Annotated in this window: 12 protein-coding genes and 1 pseudogene; 9 read left to right on the top strand and 4 right to left on the bottom strand. The window is 40.0% G+C overall.

Going from position 1 to position 12290, the window contains the following annotated elements; genetic code table 11:
* Positions 1 to 124 precede the first annotated feature (124 nt).
* The 7 genes from AC6RV6_RS15330 (at position 125) to AC6RV6_RS15300 (ending at position 5357) form a co-directional block, all read left to right on the top strand.
* Positions 125 to 2215, top strand: coding sequence for an eCIS core domain-containing protein (locus AC6RV6_RS15330; RefSeq protein ID WP_500241739.1), 2091 nt, complete (start codon positions 125 to 127; stop codon positions 2213 to 2215).
* Positions 2216 to 2246: 31 nt separating this feature from the next.
* Positions 2247 to 2417 (top strand): hypothetical protein, encoded by a 171-nt coding sequence (locus AC6RV6_RS15325; protein WP_500241738.1) that lies wholly within the window; start codon positions 2247 to 2249, stop codon positions 2415 to 2417.
* Positions 2384 to 2746 (top strand): photosynthetic/respiratory NAD(P)H-quinone oxidoreductase subunit C, encoded by a 363-nt coding sequence (ndhC, locus tag AC6RV6_RS15320; RefSeq protein WP_500241737.1) that lies wholly within the window; start codon positions 2384 to 2386, stop codon positions 2744 to 2746. Before AC6RV6_RS15325 ends, ndhC begins: the two co-directional genes overlap by 34 nt.
* A complete protein-coding gene (gene ndhK, locus AC6RV6_RS15315) occupies positions 2737 to 3447 on the top strand; it encodes a photosynthetic/respiratory NAD(P)H-quinone oxidoreductase subunit K (protein ID WP_500241736.1) in 711 nt (236 codons plus the stop codon). The genes ndhC and ndhK overlap by 10 nt, the downstream gene beginning before the upstream one ends.
* Entirely contained in the window at positions 3448 to 3951 is a 504-nt protein-coding gene (locus tag AC6RV6_RS15310) for an NAD(P)H-quinone oxidoreductase subunit J (protein ID WP_500241735.1), read from the top strand. It begins immediately after the preceding gene.
* A 204-nt stretch (positions 3952 to 4155) separates the two neighbouring features.
* Positions 4156 to 4587 (top strand): hypothetical protein, encoded by a 432-nt coding sequence (locus tag AC6RV6_RS15305; RefSeq protein WP_500241734.1) that lies wholly within the window; start codon positions 4156 to 4158, stop codon positions 4585 to 4587.
* Between the two features lie 80 nt (positions 4588 to 4667).
* Complete coding sequence (locus tag AC6RV6_RS15300) at positions 4668 to 5357, top strand: ATP-dependent Zn protease (RefSeq protein ID WP_500241733.1); 690 nt, start codon at positions 4668 to 4670, stop codon at positions 5355 to 5357.
* Between the two features lie 8 nt (positions 5358 to 5365).
* On the opposite strand, the gene AC6RV6_RS15295 is transcribed toward AC6RV6_RS15300, so the two are convergent.
* Positions 5366 to 6976, bottom strand: coding sequence for a WD40 repeat domain-containing protein (locus AC6RV6_RS15295; RefSeq protein WP_500241732.1), 1611 nt, complete (start codon positions 6974 to 6976; stop codon positions 5366 to 5368).
* 468 nt (positions 6977 to 7444) lie between these two features.
* On the opposite strand from AC6RV6_RS15295, the pseudogene AC6RV6_RS15290 reads away from it, so the two are divergent.
* Together AC6RV6_RS15290 and AC6RV6_RS15285 are read left to right on the top strand one after the other, a co-directional pair.
* A pseudogene (locus AC6RV6_RS15290) lies at positions 7445 to 7576 on the top strand (DUF4164 domain-containing protein); the annotation flags it as partial.
* Positions 7577 to 7757: 181 nt separating this feature from the next.
* Positions 7758 to 7955, top strand: a complete 198-nt coding sequence (locus AC6RV6_RS15285) for a hypothetical protein (protein ID WP_500241731.1) — start codon at positions 7758 to 7760, stop codon at positions 7953 to 7955.
* A gap of 150 nt (positions 7956 to 8105) precedes the next feature.
* Here AC6RV6_RS15285 and AC6RV6_RS15280 read toward each other — a convergent pair whose 3' ends face one another.
* Genes AC6RV6_RS15280 through AC6RV6_RS15270 form a run of 3 tightly spaced genes read right to left on the bottom strand, consistent with a single transcriptional unit; the run spans position 8106 to position 12265 of the window.
* The gene (locus AC6RV6_RS15280; protein WP_500241730.1) at positions 8106 to 8771 is read right to left on the bottom strand and encodes a hypothetical protein; all 666 of its coding nucleotides are present in this window, start codon (positions 8769 to 8771) and stop codon (positions 8106 to 8108) included.
* Between the two features lie 5 nt (positions 8772 to 8776).
* Entirely contained in the window at positions 8777 to 10942 is a 2166-nt protein-coding gene (locus AC6RV6_RS15275) for an AAA-like domain-containing protein (protein ID WP_500241729.1), read from the bottom strand.
* 60 nt (positions 10943 to 11002) lie between these two features.
* Entirely contained in the window at positions 11003 to 12265 is a 1263-nt protein-coding gene (locus AC6RV6_RS15270; RefSeq protein WP_500241728.1) for an AAA-like domain-containing protein, read from the bottom strand.
* Between the last annotated feature and the right edge of the window lie 25 nt (positions 12266 to 12290).

Below are 12290 nucleotides of genomic sequence, written 5' to 3'. Positions count from 1 at the left end.
GTTTCTCCAATCGAAGTCGCATTACGATAGTAGATTAAAGACAACTTCTCCCTCTCTGCGTACCTCTGTGACTCTGTGGTGAATTTTCTTTTGGTTTCGGCGATCGCTACTGAAGGTTTATCCGTTGCGATCGGTCTCGGCGATCGCACAAATTTCAACTTTTGCGAAATCTTGTCGAGTTCTTGACATTGTTTATTTAGAATCCCAAACAACTGAAGTAGAGAACGCGAATGCAAAAAACCCTCGCTGTTATCTAAGCGATCGCTTTTGCATGGATGCAAAAGCGATCGTTCTCAACTTCTGGCAAAATTCAAGAGATTTACCGATGTCTTCTCAACAATACGCTCGACAACAATCGTCTTGGCAACCCGATCGCAGCCAAAGAACCAAAAAAACAGATCCATCTTCCGCACCCAAGAGCAACAAACCTTTAGAAGTTGCCAATGTCGCGCCCGGTGCGATGTTAGATAATGTCATGCGGGCAATGACAAACCAAGAAACCCCCGCAACGCCACCGCGAGAATTCGTGCAGCCTAAACTCACTATTGGGCAGCCGCATGATAAGTACGAACAAGAAGCCGATCGCACTGCAAAGCAAGTTGTCCGGAGCATTCGCGCCTCCGAACCACCAACCCTCGCTAATAAGACCTCTGAAGAACCCTCCCTACAATGTAAAGCCGAAGCATTTCAACAAATTTGGCGACCAATCCTGCAAGCAGATGGGGCGGAAGGAGGCACTACGAGCGATGAGTTCGATCGCACCTTAAACCGCGCAAAAAGTAGCGGACAGCCCTTAGATTCAAGCTTGCAGCGATCGATGGGCAAGGCGATGGGGGCAGATTTTAGCGGCGTGAAGGTGCATGCAGACTCGACAGCAAACAATCTAAGCGAGTCGATACAAGCCAAGGCATTTACGACAGGAAGAGATGTATTTTTCAAGCGAGGAGCATACCAACCCAATGCAAAAGATGGACAAGAATTGATTGCCCATGAATTGACCCATGTAGTACAGCAGACGGGTAGCTTGCAGCGTCAAGAAGATGGAGTTATTCAAAGAACTATATTCGACCATTGGGGGGATTCTGCAAAAGAAGTCAATCTAGAAGATGCAGTTAAGTACTTATTAGCCAGAGAAATTCCAGAAAACATTGCACTGCAAGTCGTTCAGAAATTTACACCGGAACCGAAAAAGACGACAGATTTGCAGACACTCTATGTCCTCGCGACAATGCAAGATCGAAATATGGATATGGATATAGACGACAAAGCAACTGAAATGGACGAAAAAGCAACTGAGGGGGATGGCAGACCCGCGCTTAAACAATCACAAGGTGCTACGGGTGGAATGAATGCAGAGGAAGTTGATAACGAGGGTATCGAGCGAACTGCCCAAGTTGGTTCTTTAATCGTAGCCGCACATATTGCTGCTGACAGATTTGCGGCTCTGCTGCATAAGGTCGTCAATACAATCAATCAAGAGGCAAGTGAGGAAATATGTGTATATGAAGGGTACGAATTTATTACGAAGACCGTAAAAAGCGCGCAAGAGAAGGCAGAGAGAATAGGGGTACAATGGGGTGAAGGTGTTGCCTATGCACTAATGGATGTTCTTCGCGGAACTATTTCCTGTACAAGTGAGAGGGCTATACATGAAGTTCAAGACAAATTAGGAGACCAACTGAGAGATAAAGTTGCAGAACAAGGGGTTGAACTGGGTATTAACGATCTAATCAAAGATTCTTACAACCCTCAAGCCTTGGCTGATGAACAAGAGAAGGGTTATGGAGACATAAAATATTATATGCCCATGGGCTTTGAACGTTTCAACCAAACAAAGCCAGAGCAACGCATTGCAGGAGGGGTTATTTTTGGTGAAATTCAAGTTCTGCACGCAGGACTATTAGATCTCAAAAAACACGGCGGCCACGCATTTTATGATATTACTCGAGCTTGTAAGCAAAATGAAGATGGAAGTTATACTATCAATGCTTCAAAGAGCGGTGTTGCAGATGGAGCGAATGAGTTGCTTGACGATCATTTGGATATCATTCAACAGTTTATTAGTCGCAATCCGGATTTAATTCGTATCAAGCTTGTAGGCTTAGTGAATAAGGCAGACCAAAATATAACAGAGGATGAATATCAGGCATTAAGAAAAGCAAGCAATCTGTTTTATACCGAAGGATTTTGGGACAATCCGGAAGTCAGAGGTTAAAAGCTCAGACTGAATATGTTGTCGGGAAGATATGGCAATTCCCGGCATTCTCTCTCCTCAAGATTGGCAGAAAAGCACGAGCGATCGCATAACTCTTCCCTTCACCGCCAAAAACCCCTATAATCCAAAATTGCGAACGATTGTTACACAAAATAGCGAGGAGAGCGCGTGTTTCACCTCAGTGGTTACGAATACTTCTTAGGATTCCTGATTTTAGCCAGTTCGGTGCCCATTTTGTCACTGACGGCCTCTTTTCTCCTGCGACCGCGAACCGGCGGTGCAGAACGGCGAACCACCTATGAATCCGGCATGGAACCCATTGGGGGCGCATGGATTCAATTTAATATTCGCTACTATATGTTTGCTTTGGTTTTCGTCGTTTTTGACGTAGAAACCGTCTTTCTCTACCCTTGGGCGGTTGCTTTTAGCCAATTGGGACTCTTAGCTTTTATAGAAGCCCTTATTTTTATTGCAATCCTCGTGGTAGCTCTCGTATACGCTTGGCGCAAAGGAGCATTGGAATGGTCGTAAACAACCGACAAACCGAAAAAATTCTTAATCCTGTAGACCGCACTCAGGTCACGCAAGAGTTATCGGAAAATCTCATTTTAACCACCGTAGACGATCTGCACAACTGGGCGCGATTGTCCAGTTTGTGGCCGATGATGTACGGTACTGCTTGCTGTTTCATTGAATTTGCGGCGATGATCGGCTCCCGTTTCGATTTCGATCGCTTTGGTTTGGTACCCCGTGCCAGTCCCCGTCAAGCAGATTTAATTATCACGGCAGGGACAATTACGATGAAAATGGCTCCGGCTTTAGTCCGTCTCTACGAACAGATGCCGGATCCTAAATATGTCATTGCGATGGGAGCCTGTACGATTACCGGCGGGATGTTCAGTATGGACTCTCCCAGTGCCGTGCGTGGGGTGGATAAGCTCATTCCCGTTGATGTATACATTCCCGGTTGTCCTCCCCGTCCCGAGGCGATTATGGATGCGATCGTCAAGTTGCGGAAGAAGGTGGCGAATGAGTCTATTCAAGAACGCGAACAAGTCCTGCACCAAACTCATCGTTATTACAGTACCACCCACGGAATGAAGGTTGTCGAGCCGATTCTCACGGGGGCCTATTTAGCCTCGCCTACCCGCAAAGCTCCCCCGAAAGAACTGGCTGCTGCGATGGGAATGCCCGTGGCACTAGAAGAAGCAAGAGAAAAAGAGGAGGCTTAAGTGAGCGAAGAAGAAACCCAAATTGTCGAAGCGGGTCAAGTTTCCAGTTGGTTAACGGAAAATGGTTTCGGTCACGAGTCCTTAGAACGCGACCATCTGGGAGTTGAAGTCATTAAGGTAGAACCAGAATTTCTGGTTCCCATTGCCACGGCACTCTATGCCTATGGTTTCAATTGTCTGCAATGTCAGGGGGGCTATGATGTTGGCCCTGGTAAAGAGTTGGTCAGTTTTTATCATTTGATTAAGGTCGATGATAATGTTGACAAACCAGAAGAAATTCGGGTGAAAGTCTTTTTACCGCGCGAAAATCCTAAAGTTCCTTCCCTCTATTGGATCTGGAAGGGATCGGATTGGCAAGAACGAGAAACTTACGATATGTATGGCATCGTTTATGAAGGCCATCCCAATCTCAAACGCTTGTTAATGCCGGAAGATTGGATCGGCTGGCCGTTACGCAAGGATTACATTTCACCGGATTTTTACGAGTTGCAAGATGCTTATTAATTCGAGGAATTGAGAATCGATAATGGGGAATGGAAGCAATTCTATTCCCTATTATTTTTATGGAAAATTTAAGCTATATCGCACTACAGGATATCTTGCTCTCTCTGCGTTCTCTGGGGTTAATTTTCTTAACATCCTAATGTACTCCTGTAGTGCTATAGTGGTGTTTAGTTGCCTGCAAAAGAGGAAATTTAAAGGTGAGTCATGACAGGTTATTCCTCTAAAACTATTCATTTTCAATTAAAAATTATTGCCCTCTGGACTGCTTTTTTATTGGGTCTGTTATTTCACACTCAACTGGCTTTAATGCCCCTATTTCATGGTCTTCCGGTTCTCGAATCCCACACTCATGAGTTCGTGAGTTTACCCACTATTCTGTGGTTTATGCTCATTGTATTTTTGTTGCCAGTCGGCGCGATCGCGGCTACAGCTTTTTACCATTCCAAACGCTACCGCGTCATTCATTTTGGTCTGACGTTAGCATATACGGTCAGCAACTTCATCCATTTTGTTGCCGATGTGGTTGTGAGAGTCCCAACCTATCAATTATTTCTGATGGTGGTTTTGTTTGCGATCGGGGTGCTACTCAATATTGTCTCATTTCAGTGGATGCGAGATTCTGGCAAAACTGTATAATTCGTAAAAATATTCACCTATCCCGCAGGCGATCGCATTTTCGAGATCGACTATTTTACTGTTTAACTTTTATACGCTTAATGCAACAAACTGCTTTAAATTTAATCGCGATCGCCATTTTCCTGATGACCATTTCCGTGTTATTGGGTCCTCTCGTACATCTTCCCCAGAGTGTCCCCGCGATCGCAACTTTCTCCGTGTTGGCTTTTCTTACAGCCGATCGCTTTGGTTGGCAAGGAAAAGGCTTAACCTTACTCCTCGATACCGTATCGCGTTTTTCCGCCGAACATCGCGATCGCGTCCTGCGTCACGAAGCAGGGCATTTTCTCGCAGCGTATTATCTCGGTATTCCCGTGACAGGTTACGATTTAACGGCATGGGAGGCACTGAAAAGCGGACAACAGGGAATAGGAGGGGTTCGTTTTGATACCGAAGCGTTATTGAAGGGGAAAAATGCTGGCGATCGCCAATTATTCTGCGATCGCTTTTGTACGATGTGGATGGCTGGCATCGCGGCGGAAACCCTCACTTATAAAACCGCAGAAGGGGGCAAGGACGATCGCCAAAAAGTCACCGATACTCTCGTTCTTTTGGGTTATTCTTCTCGCGAATCTACGAATAAGCAAAAATGGGGACAGTTGCAAGCGAAAACATTGATTGAAAAGTATAAACTCGCTTACGAAGCCTTAGTTAAAGCAATGGAAACAAGAACTTCTGTTGAAGAATGCTATCAAATTTTAGCACGAGAGGGAGTGATGAGTAATGATTAGGGATGGGATTACTCATGACTAAAAATTTTGATTCTGACATCTTTTGTCGCCGCATCGCCAGTAATCCCAACCAGAAGTTTACCATCAGGACTGATAATAAAGTTATGGATGGATTCGAGATTATCCAATATAGCTTCTAATTCAGCAGTTTGGAGATTAAAAACTTGCAATCCTCTTCGGGTGCGGACGATAATGCGATCGCGGCTGAGAGCAATATTTGGCCGGTAATATTTCGAGGAAGAGATACTTTGAGTGATTTTAAGCGTTCCTGTTGTTAAATCCCACAATCTCAGAAAAGTTTGTGGCTGTCGATAAGAAGTTGCAATTACTGTTTTATTATCCCAACTAACTTTAGCATTATTAATGCGATCGAATCCATTTTTAGGTAAAATAGTTTGAGTATTAGTTTCTAAATCCCAAGCTACAAATTTACCTCCCAACTCAACTAAAGCTGTTTTAGCATCTGGACTCAGATCGTAAAGATTCCAATAAGGCGCATTATTTTCCAGTGTAATCGGTCCGAGCTTAAATTCTGTTGAAGTGGGTTCGGGTAATGTCTTTTTCAGTTCTCCCGTTGCCAAATCCCAGATTTTAATCTCATCATAACCCCCACTCGCGATCGCTTTCCCATCGGCTGAGATAGCAATTTTGCTAACATCATAATTCCGATGACCTTTGAGCATTTTTGGAGCCCGATCTGAGGTCATATCCCAGATCCGTACCATGCGATCGCCACTACCGCTAACCACAGTTTTTCCATCCGGTGCGATCGCGAGGGATTTAATTTCTCCCGAGTCGCTTTGCAAGGTTCTTTTTAACTCTCCGGTTTGCAGATCCCAAACTTTAATTGCTTTATCTTTTCCTCCACTTACAAGGATTTTACCATCCGGACTGAGTGCGATCGTAGAAGTTGTTGGATGTCCGTCTAAAGTTTGCAAGAGGGAGAAATTGCAATAGGGAGATTGAGTTTCCTCTTTGAGACAAGAAACCGCAGAAGATTGCGAGTCTTGTTGAGAAGAGAAAAAGGCACTGAATACGCTAATATTGAAGATAAGACCGACGGCGATCGCGATCGCCCAAATTCGTTTCGAGGCAGATTGAGAGATTATCTTTTCTGCTTCAAGCGATCGTCCTAAAATAATTGCTGTTAACTCTCGACGACTGCGATTCACTTCATACCCAAAAGCAGACCGAAATACCAGTAAAATAATAATTGGTATTCCTAAAAATAATCCGGCTTCCCAACCCAATCCCCCAAAGAAAAAGATAGGAATTGAGATACTATACCAACTCGAAAACCAAAATAATAAGAAAATAGTAACAAAGGGATGTAAACCCATTGTGATATGAACATCCGTTCCTGTCGATGATGACTCAAAACGCCCGCGAATATTAGGTAAAAATGAGTTACGATAGTGAATAACGCGACGCACTTCAAACCCTGTCTCAGAGATTTTACCGGCATAGATGATGCGATCGCGAGAAGAGTTCCAGCGAGAAAAAACGCGCGGTGCTTCGATATGAAGATTTAAGCGATCGATAACATCCGCAAGGGATTCTCGGCTGTGAATGGTGAAGGTCTCGTAGGGTAAAAGGCGCATTGTTACAAAATGCTGCATGAGAGCAGAAATGGCAAGATTTCCTTACTTTCATTTTAGACTCAATTTTGAAATTGTCTCTATTTTTTTATACTAGCGATCGCGTCAAACTGCTAAAATATAAGAATGAAAAATTATTGCGATCGCATTTCCTAACAAAATATCCCCAACCGTTTTTGAGGTAATGACACCATGGCCAGTAAAGCAGAAACAGATATTGAGGAATTAAGACAGTTAATTCTCACAATGGATATAAAAGCTGAAAAAAGGATGGATCGCTTAGAGAAAATAATTGAGGTAGGTTTTACTCAAGTTAGTGGAGAAATTAAACGACTTGATGAGAGAATTGGTCATGTAGAAAAGCGTATTGATGATACCAACAGACGTATCGATGATACCAATCAACGGATTAATGATACAGGAGCTTCTTTAGAGAAGCAAATGGAAAAAATGCAGTCTTCTTTAGAGAAACGTATTGATGATACTAATCAACGTATTGATGATACAAATGCTCGACTTAATAGCACTACAATTGGATTTTTTGGTATTGTTGGGATTTTGGTGACGGGAATGTTAACAGTTTTAGGAAAGTTGGTTTTCTTTTCTAATAGTTTATCTTGATTGCGATCGCTTTTTAGAGATGGTGCGATCGCAAATTATTAATTTATTTTCGCGAGTCCTGTCCTAAAATGATTCTAGTTTAGTAAAATAGAATTGAACTCCAAACAACGTTAACATTATGATGACTCATCTCCCTTGACAATTAGAACGCTTACCAGATAATTTTCCGAAAGAAAGTGCGGTGAGTCTCGATCTGGTGGAAGGAATTCCAATTTTTCGCGCCTCTCAAGAGATTCAATCTCAAATTGAGTCATTATTGAACAAACAGAAGGAATTGAGTTTAAGCGATCGTGAAGAGGAAGAACTTGATTATTATGAAGAGCTAGACGATTATTTGAGTTGGGTTAATCGTACCATTCGCAATCTTTATTTAACATAAAGTTAGTCAGGTATCATGTTGGATTTTAACTGATCGCGCATTTCGAAATTCGTTCAGCAGATTTAGAAATTGGTTGTCATCCACCTTCAGACGATCCCATTCAAAAATGATCGCTTTTTAGGTAAATAGATTCACACGATTAACCAAGTTTTAGAATTCAAGATTAGTTGCGACATAGATTCTTAATCTATTTTCTAATAAGATTTTATATCTTTCTGCTTCTTCTTGACTAGATAAAGAGCCAATTTTTATCAAAAATTTACCTTCACTTTCAAGTCTCAGAATTTCAATTTTCGGGTTAGACATTAGCTCTGAAATTTGTTGTATTCTGTATGGAATTTCTCTCTGATCAACATAAATAAATAAATAATGTGGCTGATTATATAAATAAATATTGTTTTGATTATAAGCAGAGGAAGAAATTTGGGCTCTAGGTGGAGCCAAAGAAACTGTGCTAGGAGATTGTCTTACACAACAGTTTTCTACTCTGAAAGGAATGTTGCTTTGTAGCTCTTTCGGAGGAAGAATGTTACCTGATTGGGAACATTTTATCTTAACACTTGACCCGTCTTGAGGGCTTTGAAGAGCATAACCATCATAAATAGCATCTCCTCTCTTAATTCTCATTGAAAAATGACGTTCGGGATCGTTAAGATCTACTAGATAAATCTCACCTTCAAAATCATATATTAATGCAAGAGGGGTACTTTCAAAAGCCAGTCCCGATCGCAATCTTAGAGAAATACAAGGATTCCAATCTAGGTTAACCACTAAAATTGTGCCTAGAATCAGCAAAATGGAATCTCGTAATTTCATAAGTGCTAAGTTTGACGAATACGTTCAGATGACTGTTTTAACCAATAACTCTCTTCTGGAGAGTTAAGCGGAGTAACATAACGGAAACAAGTGTTCCATTGTTCTCTTGCTTCCTCTATATTACCTTCCTTTTCCCATAACTTTGCTAAAATACATGAAGCTGGCGCACGTTTAAGATTTTTTTCTTCATTTAATGCGATCGCCTCTTGCAGATAAATTTTCGCCTCATCGTAATTCTCCTGTTTATAATACGCCCATCCTATATTTTTAAGCATTGCATACTGTACTTCCGCTTCCTTTACAGTTTGCCAGCGATCTGACAGTAGAGCAATAGCATCGTTGGGTGTTTTATTCTGAACTTTTCCTAATAAATACAAACGTGCTAGTCTGCTATATCCTGTCTCCATACCATAAGTTACTGCTTGTTGGTAAGCAATCACAGCATTTTGATAATCATCAGGATTATTTTGAATATCTCCAATCCTTTCATATACTAACCCTTGATAAAAAAGAGCTTCTGGATTGTTAGAACTATTATTCAATATGCCATTGATTTTCTCTAAAGATTGGTTTAAACGCTCCAAACGTCTCTGCTTTTTTATCTCTCTTACATTTGGTTGAATCTCTATCTCCCAATTTTCTTCAATCAAAGCCTGATTGTACTCTTGTTTTGCAACTTCAAATAACACAGAATAATATTCAGTATTTTTTCTCTTGAGTTGAAATACAGACAAGGAGATAATAGAAAAACTTAGAATTAAAGCTATTGCGAATCCATAAACACCAAACTTAATTACTCTTTTAGCTTTTTTTTGTGCTTGATTAAGCGTAAAATTAGCTTCTGCGAGAATACGAGTTTCTTCTTCTTTTACTTGCAATTCAATTTCTAATTCTCGTTTTTCTAAACTCTGACTAGCATGAAGAAACTGCTCATCTTCAATACTCAAGCTCTTTCCTAGTTTCCAAGCCAATATACTTTTTAGATTTTCACCACGTAATAAGCAAGATTCATCATTACATCCAGATTCTAGCCATTTTTTTAAATCTTCAGAATATGGGCGTAATTTTTCCAATTCTTTATCAACCCATACTAAATCAAAAATATTTTTATAGATTGGATTGTAGGGTTTAAGATGACCATTTTTTTTGTTAATAATGCCTGATATTTGTAATTCTCTTTGTTCTATTGTATCATCTGCTATGACATCTTTTTTTTGCAAAACCCTCTGATATAAACCAAGTTTTCTAACAGCAAATTTTTCATTGCTTAAAATACGAAGTCTAATTGTTTTTAAATGCTCTGGATTATCCTGATCTTCCCAATTTTCCAATATATGTAACTGAACTAAAGTTTCAATCCATCGTCCTTCCTTTCCTTTGGCGATATAAAAATTATCAGAAGAATTAATTAGCTGACATAATTTTTGAGTTAAAAATGGCTGCCCTCCTGTCCAAAATAAAATTTGATGTAACACAGCTTGTGGTTTATTTGTTTTTTCAATTAATCCTTTAATCAAAGGCTGTGCATTATCTAATTCAAAGCCAGATAATTCGATCGCTTCCCCAATATTAAAAGGAGTTCGTTCTTTATCTTTAATTAAATCAGAAGGAATTGCAACACCAAGTAAAACAAAATTAATTCGTTTATACTCTGGATTATCTGCACGTAAATTATAGCAAGCGCGAATAAAAGCAAAGAAATCATCAGTCGAGAAATTCAAAGCTAAGACGCTGTCAATTTCATCTACAAAAATAACAATATCTCCTTTAACCTGAACAAAAAGAATCTCTTCAATAAACAAACGCAATCGCTGAATTGGTGTTAAAAATTCTTGCTGATTCCACCAAATTCGACGATTAAATTCTGGATTTAACTCAAAACTCTTTGTTAACTCATAAAAAAAACTTCTGTACCACCCCATTAAAGCAACATCATCGCTACCAATTAACGTCAAATCGATCGCAGCACAATTAACACCCTCATCTTGCAATCGTTTCATTGTGCGAACACGCAAACTCGATTTTCCCATTTGTCGAGAAGTCAGTACATAGCAAAATTTTCCCGCTTTCAAACCTTCGTAAAGATCGCGATCTGCTTGACGCACTACATAAGTCGGTGCATCAGGTTCTAAGCTGCCACCCACTTGATATTGATAGGTTGAACTTGCCATAATAACTCCCAAAGGAAAGATGTGATAAAATGATTAACAATGAAACAGAAATTCCAAAAACTAAAGGTATCTAGCAAAATAGGATTGATATAACTTAGAAGTAGGTTTAACTCCCTTACCTTTAAGTTTAATTAATCCTAAACTTTGTAACTTAAATACAGAAATAGGTTCTAGTTGAACGACACCTGCTTGACTTTCTCGAATAACTTGTTTCATCATCTCTACCAATTCGGGAAACTCCTTCAAATAAACGAACTGTCCTCGAAGATGATCGCGATAAATGCCTGAATCGGTAGATGCGGTTTCCAACAATTCTTTGAGATTGCGCTGTTGTTGTTTTAAACAATAAATTGCTCGCTGAATGAGATACGGATGTCCGCCAACCAAATCGTACAAATCCTTTAACTCTTGACTATCTTCTGCTATATTCAAATCGTAATATTGTGCTAATTTTACAATTTGCTCTGATGTAAACTCTGGTAATTCGATGGGAATCCCTACGTTAAACGGTGAATGATTAATATTGAGTTTAATGTAAATCTCCGTAGAGTAGGAGATGATAAGCCGTATATTTTTCCAAAGCGGTTGGGTTTTTGCCCGCTCATTCCAAGCTCGCAGGATCTTAAAAAAATCTTCCGCGATTTCAGGATAATTGAGCAATATTTCAATATTATCCAATGCTAAAACAAGCGGAGATTGCAGAGATTTTAACAAATATTCCTCGAAATATACCGTACAGTTATAGTTATCCCCTAAATCGTTTTCCCAAAACTCAGTTAATTTATTGGGCTGTTTTAATTTTTGACCAATAACACAGCAGAACCATTTGAGAAATGTGTCTGAATTGGTTAAAATACCATTATTTGCTAAAAGCAAATCTAAAGAAACGTAAGCATAGTTTTCTTTTAGAGCATATTCGTGTATTTTGTTCAGTAGTAATGATTTTCCCATTCGTTTTGGTGCTTTAATTCGCAGTAATGCTCCCGGCTGTGAAATTGCTTGATAACAATGTGATTCAATGGGAGGGCGTTCGATATAGGTTGGAAATTCTTCCAGTTCATTACAGATGTGCATAAAGTCTGTATGATTCATTTCTTGCTGTTTGTGAAAATCTGCAATTTCTTGCCAATCTAGTTGCAAAGCAAAGCAAATTTCGATAAAATTCAGATAATCCACGGGTCTACCATTAAGAAAACTATTGACTGTTGATAAAGAGAGACGTAAATATTCTGCTAAATCTTTTTGACGAGCAAAACCATTTTTCTGAACTGATAGTTTTGTTGTTTCAATGTAATGTTTAGCAACTCTCAGCGATCTAGGCATTGATACACTCCTCTTAATTCCTTTG

The sequence above is a fragment of the Spirulina sp. LEGE 11439 genome, assembly GCF_059821285.1.
Note: the sequence above shows the minus strand (reverse complement) of the source record. Positions and strands in the feature narration are given on the sequence as shown.

What these genes read in the sequence shown, in the direction of transcription:
- AC6RV6_RS15295 (WP_500241732.1), bottom strand. Translation starts at nt 6,976, where the DNA reads ATGCAGCATTTTGTAACAATGCGCCTTTTACCCTACGAGACCTTCACC.
- ndhK (WP_500241736.1), top strand. Translation starts at nt 2,737, where the DNA reads ATGGTCGTAAACAACCGACAAACCGAAAAAATTCTTAATCCTGTAGAC.
- AC6RV6_RS15325 (WP_500241738.1), top strand. Translation starts at nt 2,247, where the DNA reads ATGGCAATTCCCGGCATTCTCTCTCCTCAAGATTGGCAGAAAAGCACG.
- AC6RV6_RS15280 (WP_500241730.1), bottom strand. Translation starts at nt 8,771, where the DNA reads ATGAAATTACGAGATTCCATTTTGCTGATTCTAGGCACAATTTTAGTG.
- AC6RV6_RS15270 (WP_500241728.1), bottom strand. Translation starts at nt 12,265, where the DNA reads ATGCCTAGATCGCTGAGAGTTGCTAAACATTACATTGAAACAACAAAA.
- AC6RV6_RS15305 (WP_500241734.1), top strand. Translation starts at nt 4,156, where the DNA reads ATGACAGGTTATTCCTCTAAAACTATTCATTTTCAATTAAAAATTATT.
- AC6RV6_RS15300 (WP_500241733.1), top strand. Translation starts at nt 4,668, where the DNA reads ATGCAACAAACTGCTTTAAATTTAATCGCGATCGCCATTTTCCTGATG.
- AC6RV6_RS15275 (WP_500241729.1), bottom strand. Translation starts at nt 10,942, where the DNA reads ATGGCAAGTTCAACCTATCAATATCAAGTGGGTGGCAGCTTAGAACCT.